The organism is Streptomyces sp. NPDC101152 (assembly GCF_044768275.1).
In the GTDB taxonomy this organism is placed as follows: Bacteria; Actinomycetota; Actinomycetes; order Streptomycetales; family Streptomycetaceae; genus Streptomyces.
Window position 1 is genome coordinate 1 of the sequence record NZ_JBIWPO010000052.1, and the last position, 17495, is coordinate 17495.

The window sequence follows — 17495 nt, forward strand, 5'->3', positions numbered from 1 at the left end:
GTTACGCAGACATCCCCGCCCTGAAGCGGTCCGGCGTTGCACCGGACCGGGCGGTCGTCAGGCCCCTCATCAGCGGTCAAGCGGTGCCCCGAGGCCCGGCGGCAACACCCCCCAGGTCATCCGTTCGACAGGGGGCAAACAGCCATACCGGACCCGGGGGCCAGGCGCCCCTTTTGCGGGGCCACGAGAAAGGTAACGGGGCTGCGACTAGGACGGTTTCCGGGCCCCGAATGTGACATGCGGGGCGTTTTCGCAGGTCAGGGTGATTGTCAGGGGTGGGGTGCAGCATGGGGGCATGGTGAGGCGAGCGACGGGCGGCACGGTCGGGTCGGGTGGGGCCGCGGTGAAGGGGGCGCGGCGGCCCGAGATCAGGCTGCCCGCGCTGGAGCCGTGCGGGGACGGCGGGTTGGAGCCGGACGGGGACTACGACGGGCTGGAGTTCCGGGACCGGGACCTGGCCGGGCAGGACGGCGGGGGCGCCCGCTTCATGGACTGCGCGCTGACAGGGTGCGTGGTGGACGAGACGCGGCTGCGGCACGCCCGCGTCCTCGACACCGTCCTGACGGGGCTGCGGGGCGTGGGCACGGACCTCGCGGAGTCGACGCTGCGGGACGTCGAGGTGGTCGACGCACGGCTCGGGGGGACGCAGGCGCACGGCGCGGTGCTGGAACGGGTGGTGATCAGGGGCGGCAAGATCGACTATCTGAACCTGCGCGCGGCCCGGCTCAAGGACGTCGTCTTCGAGGGCTGCGTGCTGGTGGAGCCGGACTTCGGCAGCGCCCAACTCGAGCGCGTGGAGTTCGTGGACTGCGTGCTGAAGGGTGTCGACCTCTCGGCGGCGGTCCTGAAGGACGTCGACCTGAGAGCGGCGGCCGAGCTGAGCATCGCGTCCGGCGTGGACCGCCTGACCGGGGCGGTGATCAGCCCGGCCCAACTGTTGGATCTGGCGCCGGTGCTGGCGGCACAGATGGGGATTCGGGTGGAGGGCTGACGGGGTGGGGACCTTTTACGGCAACGTGGTCGTGGCGCGGGCGTGCGACGAGGTGGTGCCGCTGCTCGACGGGTCGGGGATACGCGGGTACGCGCTGCCGGTCGCGCCGGGGCACACGGTCGTCTACCCGGACCCGGAGACGGACGCGGTCGACGTCGCCGGCCCACTGAGCAGGCTGCTGGAGGCGCCGGCGCTGGGGGCGTACGTCCACGACTCGGACGTGCTGATCATGCGGGTGTACGAGGACGGGGAGCTCAGACACGCCTACGACTCGTGCCCCGGGTACTTCGACGAGAAGGCGACGGACGGGGACGCGGAGGGGCACGGAGGCGGGGACCCGGGGGACGACGAGGCGTTCGCGTTCCCCGAGCCGGTCGGCGCCGACCCCGAGCCCTTCGTCCCGCTCGCCTTCGGACCGGTGGACCGGGAGGCCCTGGAGTTCGTGCTGCGCGGCACGGCCCTCGACCCGGGAGACGGCGAGGACGGCCGGTACGTGTTCGCCAACACCCAGCACTACGACGCGATGCTCTGCCTGGGCCTGAACGCCTGCCGGTTGAGCACCGGGTACCACTATCTGTCCCTGGGCGGGCTGCCGCACGAGACGAAGGCGGAGGAGCTGTTGGCCGTCGGGTAGGAGAATCCGAGGCTGCCTACGACACTCCTCACGACACCCGCGGGAAGCGGGCCTGCAGGGTCCAGATCGCCGGGTTCTCGCCCAGGTCGTCGTGCAGGTCGACCAGGTCGGCGATCAGGTCGTGCAGGAAGTCCCGTGCCTCACGGCGCAGTTCGGCGTGGGAGAAGGTCAGCGGCGGCTCCTCGGCCGGCATCCAGTCGGCCTCGATGTCCACCCAGCCGAAACGGCGCTCGAAGAGCATGCGGTCGGTGGACTCGGTGAAGTCCAGCTCCGCGTACTGGGGGCGGGACGCCCGCGAGCCCGCCGGGTCCTGGTCCAGCCGTTCCACGATGTCGCACAGCGCCCACGCGAAGTCGAGCACCGGCACCCATCCCCAGGCTGTGGACAGCTCCCGGTCCTTGTCGGTGTCGGCGAGGTAGACGTCCCCGCAGAACAGGTCGTGGCGCAGGGCGTGGACGTCCGCGCGCCGGTAGTCCGTCTGCGGCGGATCGGGGAAGCGGTTGGAGAGGGCGTAGCCGATGTCGAGCACGTACGAGATGGTGTCACGCCGCCCTAAGATCACTGGGGTGCCCCGATCCGTACCCGTTGTCCGCACCGTCCTCCTCGCCCTCGCCCTGACCGCCTGCTCCGGCGGGAGCCACGGCAGCCCGGGCGGCTCCGGTGTGGGCGACCCGTACTTCCCGAAGGCGGGCAACGGCGGCTACGACGTCGGCCACTACGACCTGAGGCTCGCCTACGACCCGACCGGTGGCGGTCGCCTCTCCGGTACCGCGACCCTCACCGCCCGTGCCACCCGGGACCTCTCCGCCTTCGACCTCGACCTCGACGGCCTGGACGTCCAGGACGTCACCGTCGAAGGCCGCCGCGCCCGCTTCCAGCGCGCCGGCCAGGAGCTCACCGTCCGCCCGCACGACCGCCTGGACGACGGCGAGACCTTCCGCGTCACCGTCCGCTACTCCGGCACCCCCGAGACCATCACCGACCCCGACGGCTCCCAGGAGGGCTGGCTGCACACCGCCGACGGCGCGCTGGCCCTCGGCGAACCGACGGGCTCGATGGCGTGGTTCCCCTGCAACGACCATCCGTCCGACAAGGCGTCGTACGACATCGCGGTCACCGTGCCGAAGGATCTGCAGGCCGTGGCCAACGGGGAGTTGACGGGCCGGACGACCACCGGGGGCCGTACGACCTTCACCTGGCACACCCCCGAGCCGATGGCGAGCTACCTCGCCACGGTCGCCGTCGGCCACTTCGACATCAGCCGCTTCACCATCGGCAAGGACCGTCTGCCCGCCTACGTCGCCGTCGGCCCGAGCCAGGCGAAGGCGAGCCGCAAGGTGCTCGCGCGGCTTCCCGAGATCATCGAGTGGGAGGAGTACAACTTCGGCCCGTACCCCTTCTCCTCCACCGGCGTGATCGTCGCCGACGCGAAGGACGTCGGCTACGCCCTGGAGACGCAGAACCGCCCGGTCTTCCCCGCCGCCCCCGACACACTTACGCTCGTCCACGAACTCGCCCACCAGTGGTACGGCGACTCGGTGACGCCGAAGAGCTGGCGGGACATGTGGCTCAACGAGGGCTTCGCGACCTACGCCGAGTGGCTGTGGGACGAGGACCACGGCGGCGCCACCGCGCAGCAGACCTTCGACGCGCTCTACGACCACGGCCAGGGCGACTACCCGGACCTCTGGGCCTTCCCGCCCGCCCGGCCGAGCAACGCGGCCCACATCTCCGACGACCCGGTCTACCAACGCGGCGCCATGGTTCTCCACAAGATCCGCCGGACGGTCGGCGACGACGCCTTCTCCACCATCATTCAGGGCTGGGCCGCCACCCACCGCCACGCCAACGCGGACACCGCGGACTTCACGGCGTACGTGGAGAAGTCGGCGCCGGACAAGGACTTCGCACCGATCTGGAAGCAGTGGCTTTACGGGAAGGGCAAACCGGCCCACCGGTGAGGTTTCACCGGCGGTCGACCGCCCTTCCGACAGCGGAGCCCCCGGCCGCAGCCGGCCGCGACCAGGGGCTTCCGCTCAGCGCTGCGCGCGCCGCGAGCGTCAGACGTTGACGCCGAAGTCCTGGGCGATGCCCACCAGGCCGGACGCGTAGCCCTGGCCGACCGCGCGGAACTTCCACTCCGCGCCGTTGCGGTACAGCTCGCCGAAGACCATCGCCGTCTCCGTGGCCGCGTCCTCGGAGAGGTCGTAGCGGGCGATCTCGGAGCCGCCGGCCTGGTTGACGATGCGGATGTAGGCGTTGCGGACCTGGCCGAAGTTCTGCGAGCGGTTCTCCGCGTCGTAGATGGAGACCGGGAAGACGATCTTGTCGATGTCGGCCGGGAGCGCCGCCAGGTTGACGTTGATCGCCTCGTCGTCGCCCTCGCCCTCACCCGTGCGGTTGTCGCCGGTGTGGACGATGGTGTTGTCCGGGGTCTGCTTGTTGTTGAAGAAGACGAAGTGCGCGTCCGAGTAGACCTTGCCCTGCGCGTTCACCGCGATGGCGGACGCGTCGAGGTCGAAGTCCGTGCCGGTGGTGGTGCGGACGTCCCAGCCGAGGCCCACGGTGACGGCGGTCAGGCCCGGAGCCTCCTTGGTGAGCGAGACGTTGCCACCCTTGGACAGGCTTACAGCCATGGTTGGGAGTCCTTTCCCTCGTGTGCGCACGACGCGGTACGGCGTACGGGCTTGAAGCTACAGCTACCCGTATGAACGCCACGAGGGGTGCCGAAGGTTCCAGGTCTCTTTACTTTCTTTACCGAATTCGGGATGAACGTTATTCGCGTGACGTGTGCCGGTCAGTCGCGCGACCATGGGGGACATGTCCGGTCCCTACCTCATCCGCGGCTCCGTCTCGCTCCCCGAGGCCGAGCTCCTGTGGCGTTTCTCGCGGTCGTCGGGGCCGGGAGGCCAGCACGTCAACACCAGTGACACCCAGGTGGAGTTGCGCTTCGACCTGGCCAACACCGAGGCGCTGCCCGAGGTGTGGAAGGCGCGGGCGCTGGAGCGGCTGGCCGGCCGTCTCGTCGACGGCGTGGTCGTCGTACGGGCGTCCGAGCACCGTTCGCAGTGGCGCAACCGTGAGGCCGCCGCCGTACGCCTCGCCGCCCTGCTCGCCGAGGCGAGCGCACCGCCGCCCAAGGCACGCCGCCCCACCCGGATCCCCCGGGGCATCAACGAGCGCCGGCTGCGGGAGAAGAAGCAGCGCTCCGACACGAAGCGCGGGCGCTCCGGGAGGGACTGGTCCTGAGTGGCCGTACCGGCGGTGTCGAGGCCGCCGCTCAGGACTCCTCGGCGAGGTCCAGCACGCCGACGGTCTGGCCGCCGCTCGTCTCGTCGGTGACGCGGAAACCGAGGGCGCGGTAGAAGCCCTCCGGGCCGTCGGGGCCCGGGTGCCATGTGACATAGCACTGTTTTCCGCCCCGGCGCCGGATCTCCTCGGCCACCGACGCGACCGCGAACCGCCCGTATCCGCGGCCCTGTTCACCGGCGGTGATGTTCAGGCGCCACAGGCCGGAGCGGAAGAGGGTGCCCTCACCGTTCCAGTCGATGTCGAGGAAGGCCATCAGGAAGCCGACCGGCCGGTCGTCGTCGACGATCAGGCGGGGCCAGGCGACGCCCGGGGGACGGACGTAGGCCTCGGCGAGGGAGTGGGCCACCGGCTCGACCGCGTGCTCCTGGTCGGGCCGGATCCGGACGGCGAGGGCGGCCTCCAGGTTGCGGGTGGTGATCTCTTCGAGGCGGGGCCCGGTGGTCGTCATGCGCGCACCCTAGGGTGCCGTCACGCGCGCGTGCCACCTGATGTGCGTCCGGGGCAGGTCACCCCAACTGCCGGTACCGGCCCCGGAAGTACGTGAGCGGCCCGCCGTCCGCGCTCGGCACGTCCGCCGTCAGGACGCGGCCGATGACCAGGGTGTGGTCGCCTGCGGTCACCCGCTGCTCGGTGCGGCACTCCAGGGTCGCCAGGGCCCCGCCCACCAGGGGCGCGCCGGACGCCTTGCCGCGGACGTACGGGATGTCCTCGAAGAGCAGGCGGTCGCTGATGCGGCCCTTCATGGCGAAGCGGCCGGCGATGTGGCGCTGGCTCTCCGCCAGGACGGAGACCGCCCACAGGGGCTGTTCGTCGAGCAGGTCGTCCATGCGCGAGCCGTTGCGCAGGCTGACCAGCACCAGGGGCGGGTCGAGGGAGACCGACAGGAACGCCGTAGCCGTCATGCCGACGTCCTCGCCGGCCGGCGCCGACGGGTCGTCGGCGTCCAGCGGCGGCTCCTGGGCGGTCACCAGGACCACGCCCGCGGCCAGCCGGGACATGGCGGCGCGGAACTCGTCGTTGCTCACCCCCTCAGCATGCCCGGCGGGCGACGGGACAGTGATCGGGGACGTGGCAAGAGAAGTGTTCGGCACGCCTGGAACGCTAATCGCCGCTCCCCGCCGGCCGCATCGGGCGTCGGTCCGAGGCCGGTCCTAGGACCACCGGCGGAGTCCGCCACATAACCAAAGTCGGCGTCCAGTAAACGCACAGGAAAAACGCAGAAACCCCACTCAATTGTTCATCTTTGGCTGTGACTTGAGTCACAAGGGGCGGGAATTGTTGACCCTGTGTACCGAGTGGGCAGCGCGCTGTGATTCAGTGGCGGGGAAGCTGCCAGAACGATACGCCGATGAGAACCCTTGATTCGCTGCGAGGTCTCGGGGGGAGGGCGAGCATGGAGACCGAGTCGGAACCCTACGTCCGCCTTGCGACCCTGCGGCAACTGCACCAGGTCATGGCCGACATGAACACGGCCCGCAGCCTTGCGGACACGCTGCAGACCGTCGCCGACGGCGTGGTCAACGGCCTCGGGTACGAACTGGCGTGCGTGAACCTGGTCCGCCCCGACGGCGATCTCGTCGTCGCCGCCTTCTCCGGCAACGCCGCGGCCGAGGCCCTGATCACCGGCCGGGTCGGCTCCCGCGAGTCCTGGGAGCGCCGCCTGACCATGGGCGAGAACTGGGGCGACCTGGTCTTCATACCGCATACCGAGGGCTGGGTCCTCGACGACGACGACGTCCCGCAGTGGTACACCGACGGGCCCGCGCCCCGCTTCGAGGACGAGTGGCACCCCGCCGACCGGCTCTTCGCGCCGATGTACACGCCGAGCGTGCCCGGCGGCTCCTGCGGCGAGCTGATCGGCGTCCTGTCCGTGGACCGTCCGCGCAACGGCCGCCGGCCCGGCGCCTGGGGCCGCGAAGCGCTCCAGATGTACGCGTTCCAGGCCGCGATAGCGATCAGCAACGCTCGGCTGCGGGCCAACATGCAGCGCGCACTGGTCAGGCTCGAAAGGGAGCAGCAGGCGCTGAGGGCCAGCGAGGAGAGCTTCCGGCAGGCCTTCGAGTACGCCCCCTCCGGCATGGCCATCGCCGAGATGGGCGGCGACCAGCACGGCCGAATACTGCGCACCAACGACGCCCTGTGCCGCCTGCTCGGCCGCCCCGCCTCCGCGATGCGCCGCTACTCCTTCTCCGACCTGGTCCACCCCGAGGACATAGGCACCCTGCTGCGGACCTCCGCCGAGGGCGGCCGCGCGGAACTGCGCCTCGGCCGCCGGGACGGCACCTACGTCTGGGTCTCCCTGCGCAACTCCGTCGTCGCGGACGCCGCCGACGGGCCCCGCTTCCTGCTCACCCACGTCGAGGACATAGAGGAACGCAAGCGCCGCGAGCTGCAGCTCGCCCACCGCGCCTCCCACGACTCCCTCACCGGCCTGCCGAACTCCGCCGAACTGCGCTCCCGCCTCTCCTCCCGCCTGTGTCAGCGGCCCGCCAACACCGGAGCGCTGGAGTCCCTGGACGCGGCCTACGGCCACCCCGCCTTCGACGCGGCCGGCCACGGCTTCGACTTCCGTCCGGGCGGGGCCGAGATCTTCGACGGCTACGACCACCACGTGCACACCGTCGCCCCCGAGGGCGAGCGCGACGACGGCACCAAGGGCCTCGCGGTCCTGTTCTGCGACCTCGACGGCTTCAAGTCGATCAACGACCGGTTCGGGCACAACGCGGGCGACGCGGTCCTCATCGAGGTCGCCCGGCGGCTGTCCCGGGGCGTGCGCGACGGCGACACCGTGGCCCGGCTCGGCGGCGACGAGTTCGTCGTCCTCGCCGACGGGCTCGGCCGGGCCGACGCCCAGGACCTGGCCGTACGGCTGCGCAACGAGATCATCCAGCCCATCCGGGTCGACGGGCGGGCCATGCGCGTCGGCGCCAGCTTCGGCATCGGGTGGGCGCACTGCGGCATGACCGCGGACGAAGTGTTGAAGTCCGCCGACGAGCGGATGTACGTAGAGAAACGATCTCGTCCCAAAGCTCACAGACGCGCCGGCTGATCCCCAGGTCAGGGGCCGCCTCCGTGGGGCGATGCGATCCGTGTCACCCGTTTGGGGCCGAGAGAGCGGGTAGGCTCGCCATTCTGACCCCACGTACGCACCGACCCGCACCCGCTAGGAGTACCAAGGGATGACGTCCGGCAACAACGGCGCCAGCACGCCCGAGGACGACGACCCGTTCGGCTACCTCTACGCCGACGGGCAGGCCAACGGGGCCCAGCCGCCCTCCGGAGGCGGGGGCTACGGCTACCCGGGCTCGGTCAACCGGACGCGCGCGGTCGGCCAGCGGCAGTACGGTCAGCCGGCCCAGCCGCAGCAGCCCGCGGCCTACGGTCAGGCCCAGCAGACCGCCGCCTATGGTCAGGCCCCGCAGCAGCCCGCCGCGTACGGCCAGCCGAGCGCGCACTACGCGGCGCCCGAGACCTTCCCGGGCGGCGGTGCCCCCACCTCCGCCCTCCAGCAGCCGGCGTACGGCGGCGGCCGTGGCGGGCGCGGCTCCGGCCCCAACACCAAGGGGCTGCTGATCGGCGCGATCGCCGTGGTCGCGGCGGTCGTCATCGGCATCGGCGTGGCGATGATGGGCGGGGACTCCGGGAAGAACAAGGCGAGCGGCGGCTCCTCGCCCACCACGTCCACCTCGCAGAGCTCCCAGCCGAGCCAGTCGCAGAGCGCCGCCTCGACGGGCGACCTCCCGAAGACGGACGCCAAGGACCTCCAGCTGGGCGGCGGCGCGACCGTGGCCTCGGACGTCAAGGGCGCCCAGGCGGCCGGCGGCAGCTATGTGACCAACCTCAACAACCAGGGCGCGTCGGTCACCTGGACCATCGACAACCTCGCCGAAGCCGGTGACTACACGCTCTTCGCGCACTACAGCGTGCCGGGCCAGGACCAGGCGATGACGCTCGTCGTCAACGGCAAGACCTTCGGCACGAAGTTCCCGCTGAAGAACTGGGCGCAGGCCAAGGACGGCGACTTCGCGGGCGGCTGGACGAAGACGTTCTCGTACCCGACCCTCAAGAAGGGGTCGAACACGATCACGCTGACCTGTGCGGCCGGCGACAAGTGCAACGTCCTGCTCGACCAGTTCTACCTGAAGAAGGGCCAGGTCAGGAGCTGACCGGCGGGCCTATGCCGCGCTGACCTCCCCGGTCACCGCGATGCGGCCGAGCAGTTCCCCGTAGGCCGCGCGGTCGAAGTCGCCCGCTGTGGGGGCCAGTACGGTCGCGGCCGACAGGGCCACCGCGCGGGAGAGGCGGTCGGGCCAGGGGAGGCGTTCCACCAGGCCCGACAGCAGGCCCGCCACGGCCGAGTCGCCGGCGCCCGTCGGGTTGCCGTGGACGCGGGCGGGCGGGGTGGCCCGCCAGCGGCCCTCGGGGGTCACCGCCAGGAGGCCTTTCGTGCCGAGGGAGGCGACGACCGAGCGGGCACCGCGTCTGCGGGCGTCCTGGGTCGCGCGCAGCGGCTCGTGGGAGCCGGTGAGTTCGGCGAGTTCGTCCGCGTTGGGTTTGATCAGGTCGGGGCGGGCGGCCACGCCCCGGCGCAGCGGCTCGCCGCTCGTGTCGAGGAGGACGGGCACCGAGGCCGCCTTCGCCAGGCGGACCAGGGTCGCGTACGCCCCCACCGGCACCCCCGGCGGCAGGCTGCCGCACAGGGCCACCGCCGCCATGCCGGGCAGCAGGTCCGCGTACGCCTCCTGGAAGGCGGCCCACTCGGCGGAGCTGACGGTCGGGCCCGGTTCGTTGAGCTGGGTCGTGTCGCCGGAGGCGGCGTCGACGACGGCGATCGTGCGGCGGGTCGCGCCGGAGACCGGGACGAGGGCGTCCACCACACCCGGCGCGGCCGTCAGCTGCTCCCGGACCGTGCGTCCCGTCGCGCCGCCGGTGAAGCCGGTGACCGTCACCTCGTGGCCCAGGGCCGCCAGTACCCGGGCCACGTTCAGGCCCTTGCCCCCGGGGCGCTCGGTCACGTCGGTCACCCGGTGCGAGGCGTGCGGCCGCAGGGCCGGGACGCGGTAGGTGACGTCGAGAGCGGTGTTCAGCGTGACCGTGAGGATCACCCGGGCCGACCTCCCCCCGAAGAAAGACGTGCAGAAACGTGGCCGCCCTATTTTCTCAGGACGACCCCGCCCCCAACAGCCGGACAGATCACCCCAGTTGGGGATCCACCACCCATTCACCCCGGCGCATCACGCCCTTGAGGTCGAATTGATGGTCGAGGACGACCAGGTCGGCGTCCTTGCCGGGCTCCAGCGAGCCGATCCGGTCGTCCAGGCCGAGCAGCCGCGCCGGGTTGGCCGAGATCGCGGCCACCACGTCCTCGACGGGCAGCCCGTCCACCGTGACCGCCCGCTTGAAGGCGCGGTCCAGGGTGAGGGTCGATCCGGCGATCGAGCCGCCCTCCACGAGCCGGGCGACGCCCTCGCTGACCTCCACCTCCAAGGGGCCCAGCAGATAGCGGCCGTCCCCGACCCCGGCCGCGTCCATCGCGTCGGTGATCAGCGAGACCCGCTCGGCGCCCGCGTGGTGGAACGCCAACTGGAAGGCGGCCGGGTGCAGATGGATGCCGTCGTCGATGAGCTCGACGGTGACGCGCTCGTCCTCCAGGAGGGCGGTGATCGGGCCGGGAGCGCGGTGGCCGATCTGCGGCATCGCGTTGAAGAGGTGCGTGGCGACCGTCGCGCCCGCCTCGATCGCCTCGAGGGTCTGCTCGTACGTCGCGTCGGTGTGGCCGATCGCCGCGATGACGCCGTTTTCCGCGAGGAGCCGTACGGAGTCGATGCCGCCCGGCAGTTCGGCGGCCAGCGTCACCATCTTCGCCCTGCCGCGGGCCGCGTCGACCAGCTTGCGGACCTCCGCGGGGTCGGGGTCGCGCAGCAGTTCCTCGGAGTGGGCGCCCTTGCGGCAGGGCGAGATGAAGGGGCCCTCGAAGTGGATGCCCGCCAGGTCGCCCTGCTCGGCCAGCTCCGACAGCAGGCCGGCCTGCTTGACCAGGAAGTCCATGTCGTCGGTGACGGTGGAGGCGACGATGGTGGTGGTGCCGTGCAGGCGGTGGGTGCGGATGGCCTGGAGCACGTCGTCCACCGGGCCGGAGAAGGAGGCGCCGCCGCCCCCGTGGTTGTGGATGTCGACGAACCCGGGGACCAGCCAGTACCCGTCGGCGTCGACGACCTGCGCCCCCTCGGGCGCCGCGCCCGCGATCCGGGTGCCGTCGACGACGACACGGCCGTCGTGGACGATCCCCGTGGGCAGCACCACCCGGGCACCGGCGAGAACCTTGCTAGAACCCATCAGGTGCTACCTCCGTGCGGTCGGTTGTGGTGAGGAGATCCCAGGCCAGCAGCCCGGCGCCCAGGCAGCCCGCCGAGTCCCCCAGGGCCGCGGGGACGATCGAGGGCAGCTTCTGGAAGGTCACCCGGCGCTCGACGGCCTCTCTCAGCGGTGTGAACAACGTTTCCCCCGCCTCCGCCAGGCCGCCACCGATGATCACGGTGCGCGGGTCCAGCAGGGTGAGGGCGGTGACCAGGCCGTCGGCCAGGGCGTCGACGGCCCCCTGCCAGACCCGGACGGCGTTCGGGTCACCGGACGCGACGGCCTTCGCGCAGTCGGCGGCGTCCGCCTCGGGGTCGCCGCAGGCCGCCGCCCAGGCCTCGCTGACGGCCGCCGCGGAGGCGTACCGCTCCAGGCAGCCGGTCTGTCCGCACGGACAGGGGGCGCCCTGCGGCCGTACGACGATGTGGCCGATCTCGCCCGCGAAGCCGTGGGCGCCCGCCTCCACCCGGCCCGCGATGCCGATGGCGCCCGCGATGCCGGTGCCGAGGGGGACGAAGAAGAAGCGGTCGGCGCCCCGGCCGGCGCCGATGCGGCCCTCGGCGAGCCCGCCGGTGCGCACGTCGTGGCCGAGGGCGACCGGGACGCCGAGCCGCCGGGCCAGCAGGTCGCGCAGGGGGACGTCGCGCCAGCCGAGGTTCGCGGCGTAGACGGCGACGCCCCGCTGTTCGTCGATGATGCCGGGGACGGCGACGCCGGCCGCGGCGGCGGGCTCGCCGAAGTGCTCGGCGCCGTAGGCGCGCAGCTCGGCGGCGAAGTCGAGGATGCCCTCGACGACGGCCTCCGGCCCGCGTTCGCGTCCGGTCGCCCGGCGGGAGCGGTGCAGCAGCTCGCCGTCCGGCCCGGCCAGCGCGGCCTTCATCCCGGTGCCGCCCACATCGAGGGCGATGACATGTCTCACGGGGGACAGTGTGGACCGCCGACCCGGGAGAGGTCTAGTCCACTTACGTGGTGTAGACCTTAATGCGGTCGGATATTGAACGGCGAGACAGTTGGGACGTGGCGTAGCAGTGCAGCGGGGCAGGACGGGAACGGTCGCGGCGACAGCCGCCCTCGGGATGACGGCGGCCCTGGGCGGCTGCGGCGTCACCGGCGGTTCGGGCGACGTCACGCTGAGACTGGTCGCGGCGGACTACGGCGACTCCGCCGCCAACAGCTCGCGCGGCTACTGGGACGCGCTGGTCAAGCAGTACGAGGGCAAGCACCCCGGCGTGAAGGTCGACGTCACCGTGTACTCCTGGAACGACGTCGACCGCAAGGTCAAGGAGATGGTCGACGCCGGCCGGGCCCCGGACATGGCGCAGATGGGCGCGTACGCCGACTACGCCGCCAAGGACCTGCTCTACTCGGCCGACGACCTGCTCTCCATCAGCACCCAGGCCGACTTCGCCTCCCAGCTCGCGACGGCGGGACAGGTCAAGGGCGTGCAGTACGGGATGCCCTTCGCCGCCTCCACGCGGCTGCTCTTCTACAACAAGACCCTCTTCAAGAACGCAGGGCTCACCGCGCCGAAGACGTGGAAGCAGCTCGCCGCCGACGCCGAGGTGCTCAGGTCGCGGGGCGTGAAGTACCCGTACGCGCTGCCGCTCGGCCCGGAGGAGGCGCAGGCCGAGAGCATGCAGTGGATGCTCAGCGGCGGGGGCGGCTACACCGACACCGTCGGCACCTACGGCATCGACTCGGCGCAGAACGTCGACACCTTCACCTGGCTCAAGGACGACCTCGTCGGCAAGGGCCTGACCGGTCCCGTCGCACCCGGCAAGCTCAACCGCGCCGCCGCCTTCGCCGCCTTCGCGGGCGGTGACGTCGGCATGCTCAACGGGCACCCCTCGCTGATGAAGATCGCCGCGAAGAAGGGCGTGCGGTACGGCATGGTGCCGATGCCCGGCGTGGACGGGCCGAGCAAGACCGCGATGGGCGTGGCCGACTGGATGACGGCGTTCAAGAAGAACGGCCACGCCAAGCAGGTCGGCGACTTCCTGAACTTCGTCTACGACGAGAAGAACGTGCTCGCCTTCTCGCGGGAGTACGACCTGCTGCCGGTCACCACCTCCGCCTCCGAGGCCATGACCGCCGCCAAGCAGGACGCGGGCCTCAGGCCGTTCCTCGACCAGCTCCCGGTCTCCGAGCTGCCGCCGGTGGGCAAGACGTCCTGGGCGGCGGTCAGCGCGGCCGTCAAGCAGCGCATAGGCCAGGCGGTGGCCCCGAACGGGAGCCCCGCCGCCGTCCTCGGCCAGCTGCAGTCCACGGCCTCCCGGGCGGACAGCGCCGAGTAGTCACCCCAGGCCGCGGGTGACTGTCAGTGGCGGGAGCTACGGTTCGTCACATGGATCGGGAATTGCAGCTGGAGGAGCGTGAGCGGGCCGTCCTCGCCCTGGAGCGCCGGGGTTTCACGAGCCCCGGCGCGAAGGAGCGGGCGATACGGGAGGAGCTGGGCCTGGCCCCCGTCCGCTACTACCAGCTGCTGAACGCCCTGCTGGACGACGAGCGCGCCCTGGCGCACGACCCGGTGACGGTGAACCGGCTCAGAAGGGTGCGGGAGCAGCGGAGATCGGAGCGCTGACCGGCCCCGCAGGGGCACCTGCGCCACGCATGCGGCGGCCCATCGCGGTTAGGGTCCCCGTATGGGCACCCACACGGACACGGACCCCCTGCCGACCCCCACCACCCGGGCCGGCCGCGACGCACTCGCCGCGATCCTCGCGAACCCCGCGAAGACCGTGATCGGCCTCGACTTCGACGGGACGCTCGCCCCGATCGTCGCGGACCCCGAACAGGCCCGCGCCCACCCCGACGCGGTCCCCGCGCTGGCCCGGCTCGCCCCGAAGGTGGCGTCGGTCGCCGTCGTCACCGGCCGACCCGCGGAGGTGGCCGTCCGGCACGGCGGCTTCGCGGACGTCGCCGGCCTGGAGCATCTCGTCGTCCTCGGCCACTACGGCGCCGAACGCTGGGACGCGGCGAGCGGCGAGGTCACCGCTCCGCCCCCGCACCCCGGGGTGGCCGCCGTCCGCGCCGAACTGCCCGGCTTCCTGGAGCGGGCCGGCGCCGGGCAGGGCACCTGGATCGAGGAGAAGGGCCGCGCGCTCGCCGTCCACACCCGCCGCGCCACCGACCCGCAGGCCGCCTTCGAGGCCCTGCGCGAGCCGCTGACCGACCTCGCCAAGCAGCACGGCCTCATCGTGGAACCCGGCCGCCTGGTCCTGGAACTGCGCCCACCCGGCATGGACAAGGGCGTGGCCCTGACCGAGTACGTCCACGACATCTGTGCCGAGTCCGTCCTCTACGCCGGCGACGACCTCGGCGACCTGCCCGCCTTCACGGCGGTCGGCGAACTCCGGTCAGCGGGGGTACCGGGACTCCTGGTGTGCAGCGGCAGCGACGAGGTCACGGAACTGAGGGAGCGGGCGGACCTGGTGGTCGACGGCCCGGAAGGGGTCGTGCGCCTCCTGTCCGCCCTCGCGGCTCACCTCGACTGATCCACCAGCGCGTTCAGCTGGTCCAGGAACCACTGCGCCGGCGGCAGCGCGGTCGCCGCCGCCGCCAGCCTCTTGGTCCGGTCGGCCCGCTCCGCCGCCGGCGTCGTCAGCGCCGCGTGCAGCGCCCGAGCCGTGCCGACCACGTCGTACGGGTTCACCGTGATCGCGTCCTCGCCCAGCTCGGCGTGGGCGCCCGCCTCCCGGGACAGCACCAGGACGCACCCCTCGTCGGAGACGACCGGCACCTCCTTGGCGACCAGGTTCATGCCGTCGCGGATGGGGTTGACGAGGGCCACGTCGGCCAGCCGGTAGGCGGCGAGCGAGCGCGCGAAGTCGTCCTTCACGTGCAGCACCACCGGGGTCCAACCGGGCGTCCGGTAGCGGGAGTTGATCTCCTCCGCCAGCCGCCGCACCTCGGCCGTGTAGTCGCGGTACACGGCGAGGTCCTGCCGGGAGGGGTAGGCGAAGGCCACGTGCACGACCCTTTCCCGCCACTCCGGGTGGTCGTCGAGCAGCTGCCGGTACGCCAGCAGCCCGCGCACGATGTTCTTCGACAGCTCGGTCCGGTCGACCCGCACGATGGTCTTCCGCCCGCCCCCGATCTCCTCCCGCAGGGCCGCCATCCGCTCGTCGACGTCGGCCTCGTGCGAGCGCTGCCGCAGGAAGTCCGCGTCCGCGCCGAGCCCGTACACGCCCACCTCGGTGCTCCCGAGCCCGCCCGTCAGCTCGGCACAGCACGCCGTGAACGCGTCCGCCCAGCGTCGGGTGAGGAAGCCCAGCCGGTCGGCGCCCAGCATGCCGCGCAGCACCTGCTCGGCGATGTCGTCCGGCAGCATCCGGAAGTAGTCCGCGGGCGCCCACGGCGTGTGCGAGAAGTGACCGATCCTGAGGTCCGGGCGCAGCTCCCGCAGCATCCCCGGCACCAGCGTCAGGTGGTAGTCCTGCACCAGCACCGCCGCCCCTTCGGCCGCCTCCTCGGCGAGAGCCTCGGCGAACGCGCGGTTGTAGGTCTCGTACGACGCCCACTGACGCCGGAACTCCGCGTCGAAGACCGGCTCCAGCGGGGTCTGGTAGAGCATGTGGTGGACGAACCAGAGCACCGAGTTCGCGATGCCGTTGTACGCGTCGGCGTGCACGTCGGCCGACACGGCGAGCATCCGCACGCCCTCCTCGCCGACCCCCTGCCGTACCGCCTCCCGGTCGCCGTCGGACAGCGCGCAGCACACCCACAGCGCACCCGCGTCCGGGCCGATCGCCGAGAGGCCGGAGACCAGCCCGCCGCCGCCCCGTTTCGCGGCCAGCGAGCCGTCCTCCTGAACCTCGTACGAGACCGGGCCGCGGTTGGACGCGACCAGCACCTGATGATCGCCGTGCGTGGAAGCCATACGCCTCAACCTAGCCCGGCCCGGAAACACTCAAACGTATGGCCGGATCACGGCCCCGTCCTGTATACGGACCGCTCCGGCCCGTTACGCGGCCTTGCGCTCCGCGTACTCCGCGATCTCCGCCATGGGTGGCCGCTCCTCCGTGTCCACCGAATAGGTGCGCGGCTCGAAGCCGTCCTCGCCGCGCTCGAACTGGGTGAGCGAGGGGCGGATGAGGTGCCCGCGGGCCAGCCGGAGCTGCGCCGTACGGTAGATGGCGGCGGCCATGCGGCCCAGCGCCTGCCCGTCCTGGTGCCGGTGCTTTCGCACCCCGACGTCGACCTGGGCGAGGGCGTCGAGGCCCACCAGGTGCAGGGCGTCGACCAGCATGCCCAGCTCCACGCCGTACCCGACGGGGAAGGGGAGCTGTTCCAGCAGGCTGCGGCGGGCCGCGTACTCGCCGCCGAGCGGCTGCACGAAACCGGCCAGCTGCGGCCAGTGCATGTTCAGCAGCGGGCGCGCCATCAGCTCGGTGACCCGGCCGCCCTGGCCGGTCGCGCCGGCGAGCGGACGGTCGTACATGCCCTTGACCAGGTCGATCCCCGGGTCGGTGAGCAGCGGACCGACGATCCCCGACACGAAGTCGGAGGAGAACTCCTTCAGGTCGGCGTCGATGAAGCAGACGATGTCTCCGCTCGTGACCAGCAGGGAGCGCCACAGCACCTCGCCCTTGCCGGGGACGGCCGGGAGGCGGGGCAGGATCTCGTCGCGGTGGACGACCCGCGCACCCGCCGACGAGGCGACCGCGGACGTGCGGTCGGTGGAGCCCGAGTCGACGACGACGATCTCGTCGACCAGGGGGACCTGCTGCATCAGGTCATGACGGATGATCGCGACGATGTCGCCGACCGTCTCCTCCTCGTTCAGCGCGGGCAGCACGACGGACACCGTCTGGCCCGTGCGCTGCTTGGCGGCCAGGATCTGGTGGAGCGGGCGGTCGGTGACGGACCAGGAGCGGGTGCTCAGCCAGCGCTCGACTTCCTCCAGCACGTTGGCGGCTCCTCACGTTTGTCTCGCGGTTCGGACGACTATCTCAACTGTCCTGGCCTTCGGTTACAGTCTTGAGCAACGTCGGTGACCATCGCATGTCCGAGGTCGTTGAACGTACAACCGAATACCGCTCATCCAGAGGGGCAGAGGGATACGGCCCGATGAAGCCCCGGCAACCCTCCAGCCGGTCTCGTGGATCAATGTTGATCATCACGCGAGGCTCCCGGCTAGGGAAGGTGCCAAATCCGTCTCACGGCGAGATGCGTCGTGAGGAAGATGAGGAGAAAGGGCCT

General features: G+C 71.7%; 18 protein-coding genes and 1 riboswitch. Of the genes, 9 read left to right on the top strand and 9 right to left on the bottom strand.

What is annotated here, in order from left to right:
• The first annotated feature begins 295 nt into the window (after window positions 1–295).
• Together ACIRVK_RS37900 and ACIRVK_RS37905 are read left to right on the top strand one after the other, a co-directional pair.
• Complete coding sequence (locus tag ACIRVK_RS37900) at window positions 296–991, top strand: pentapeptide repeat-containing protein (protein ID WP_404255396.1); 696 nt, start codon at window positions 296–298, stop codon at window positions 989–991.
• Window positions 992–995: 4 nt separating this feature from the next.
• Complete coding sequence (locus tag ACIRVK_RS37905; protein ID WP_404255398.1) at window positions 996–1625, top strand: hypothetical protein; 630 nt, start codon at window positions 996–998, stop codon at window positions 1623–1625.
• 28 nt (window positions 1626–1653) lie between these two features.
• Here ACIRVK_RS37905 and ACIRVK_RS37910 read toward each other — a convergent pair whose 3' ends face one another.
• Window positions 1654–2154 carry a hypothetical protein gene (locus ACIRVK_RS37910; RefSeq protein ID WP_404255400.1) on the bottom strand — a complete coding sequence of 167 codons (501 nt, stop codon included), beginning with the start codon at window positions 2152–2154 and terminating at the stop codon, window positions 1654–1656.
• Between the two features lie 37 nt (window positions 2155–2191).
• On the opposite strand from ACIRVK_RS37910, the gene ACIRVK_RS37915 reads away from it, so the two are divergent.
• Window positions 2192–3586: a M1 family metallopeptidase gene (locus ACIRVK_RS37915; protein WP_404255402.1), complete on the top strand. Its 1395-nt coding sequence runs from the start codon at window positions 2192–2194 to the stop codon at window positions 3584–3586.
• 99 nt (window positions 3587–3685) lie between these two features.
• Here ACIRVK_RS37915 and ACIRVK_RS37920 read toward each other — a convergent pair whose 3' ends face one another.
• The gene (locus ACIRVK_RS37920; protein WP_404255404.1) at window positions 3686–4261 is read right to left on the bottom strand and encodes a TerD family protein; all 576 of its coding nucleotides are present in this window, start codon (window positions 4259–4261) and stop codon (window positions 3686–3688) included.
• A 175-nt stretch (window positions 4262–4436) separates the two neighbouring features.
• Between ACIRVK_RS37920 and arfB the strand changes: the two genes are divergently transcribed.
• Entirely contained in the window at window positions 4437–4874 is a 438-nt protein-coding gene (gene arfB, locus ACIRVK_RS37925) for an alternative ribosome rescue aminoacyl-tRNA hydrolase ArfB (protein WP_404255406.1), read from the top strand.
• Between the two features lie 31 nt (window positions 4875–4905).
• Here the strand turns inward: arfB and ACIRVK_RS37930 are convergent, their stop codons facing one another.
• Together ACIRVK_RS37930 and ACIRVK_RS37935 are read right to left on the bottom strand one after the other, a co-directional pair.
• Window positions 4906–5385 (bottom strand): GNAT family N-acetyltransferase, encoded by a 480-nt coding sequence (locus tag ACIRVK_RS37930; RefSeq protein WP_404255408.1) that lies wholly within the window; start codon window positions 5383–5385, stop codon window positions 4906–4908.
• A gap of 58 nt (window positions 5386–5443) precedes the next feature.
• On the bottom strand, window positions 5444–6028 hold the full coding sequence (locus ACIRVK_RS37935) for a flavin reductase family protein (protein ID WP_404255410.1): 585 nt from the start codon (window positions 6026–6028) through the stop codon (window positions 5444–5446).
• 302 nt (window positions 6029–6330) lie between these two features.
• Between ACIRVK_RS37935 and cdgB the strand changes: the two genes are divergently transcribed.
• Window positions 6331–7986 carry a diguanylate cyclase CdgB gene (gene cdgB, locus ACIRVK_RS37940; RefSeq protein WP_404255412.1) on the top strand — a complete coding sequence of 552 codons (1656 nt, stop codon included), beginning with the start codon at window positions 6331–6333 and terminating at the stop codon, window positions 7984–7986.
• Between the two features lie 130 nt (window positions 7987–8116).
• Window positions 8117–9103, top strand: coding sequence for a carbohydrate-binding protein (locus ACIRVK_RS37945; protein WP_404255414.1), 987 nt, complete (start codon window positions 8117–8119; stop codon window positions 9101–9103).
• A 9-nt stretch (window positions 9104–9112) separates the two neighbouring features.
• Here ACIRVK_RS37945 and ACIRVK_RS37950 read toward each other — a convergent pair whose 3' ends face one another.
• The 3 genes from ACIRVK_RS37950 to ACIRVK_RS37960 all read right to left on the bottom strand — a co-directional run bounded on the left by ACIRVK_RS37950 (window position 9113) and on the right by ACIRVK_RS37960 (window position 12213).
• Entirely contained in the window at window positions 9113–10042 is a 930-nt protein-coding gene (locus ACIRVK_RS37950) for a 1-phosphofructokinase family hexose kinase (protein ID WP_404255415.1), read from the bottom strand.
• 88 nt (window positions 10043–10130) lie between these two features.
• Window positions 10131–11273, bottom strand: coding sequence for an N-acetylglucosamine-6-phosphate deacetylase (gene nagA / locus ACIRVK_RS37955; protein WP_404255417.1), 1143 nt, complete (start codon window positions 11271–11273; stop codon window positions 10131–10133).
• Window positions 11263–12213 carry an ROK family protein gene (locus ACIRVK_RS37960; protein WP_404255419.1) on the bottom strand — a complete coding sequence of 317 codons (951 nt, stop codon included), beginning with the start codon at window positions 12211–12213 and terminating at the stop codon, window positions 11263–11265. Before ACIRVK_RS37960 ends, nagA begins: the two co-directional genes overlap by 11 nt.
• A gap of 157 nt (window positions 12214–12370) precedes the next feature.
• Between ACIRVK_RS37960 and ACIRVK_RS37965 the strand changes: the two genes are divergently transcribed.
• From ACIRVK_RS37965 to otsB, 3 genes are all read left to right on the top strand, one after another.
• A complete protein-coding gene (locus tag ACIRVK_RS37965) occupies window positions 12371–13588 on the top strand; it encodes an ABC transporter substrate-binding protein (protein WP_404255505.1) in 1218 nt (405 codons plus the stop codon).
• A 50-nt stretch (window positions 13589–13638) separates the two neighbouring features.
• Window positions 13639–13875 (top strand): DUF3263 domain-containing protein, encoded by a 237-nt coding sequence (locus ACIRVK_RS37970; protein WP_404255421.1) that lies wholly within the window; start codon window positions 13639–13641, stop codon window positions 13873–13875.
• 61 nt (window positions 13876–13936) lie between these two features.
• Entirely contained in the window at window positions 13937–14788 is an 852-nt protein-coding gene (gene otsB, locus ACIRVK_RS37975) for a trehalose-phosphatase (RefSeq protein ID WP_404255423.1), read from the top strand.
• Here the strand turns inward: otsB and ACIRVK_RS37980 are convergent.
• Together ACIRVK_RS37980 and ACIRVK_RS37985 are read right to left on the bottom strand one after the other, a co-directional pair.
• The gene (locus ACIRVK_RS37980; protein WP_404255425.1) at window positions 14776–16173 is read right to left on the bottom strand and encodes a trehalose-6-phosphate synthase; all 1398 of its coding nucleotides are present in this window, start codon (window positions 16171–16173) and stop codon (window positions 14776–14778) included. The genes otsB and ACIRVK_RS37980 overlap by 13 nt on opposite strands.
• 84 nt (window positions 16174–16257) lie before the next feature.
• Window positions 16258–17202 carry a glucosyl-3-phosphoglycerate synthase gene (locus ACIRVK_RS37985; protein ID WP_404255427.1) on the bottom strand — a complete coding sequence of 315 codons (945 nt, stop codon included), beginning with the start codon at window positions 17200–17202 and terminating at the stop codon, window positions 16258–16260.
• A gap of 128 nt (window positions 17203–17330) precedes the next feature.
• A riboswitch (SAM riboswitch) is annotated at window positions 17331–17485 on the top strand.
• Window positions 17486–17495: the final 10 nt, after the last annotated feature.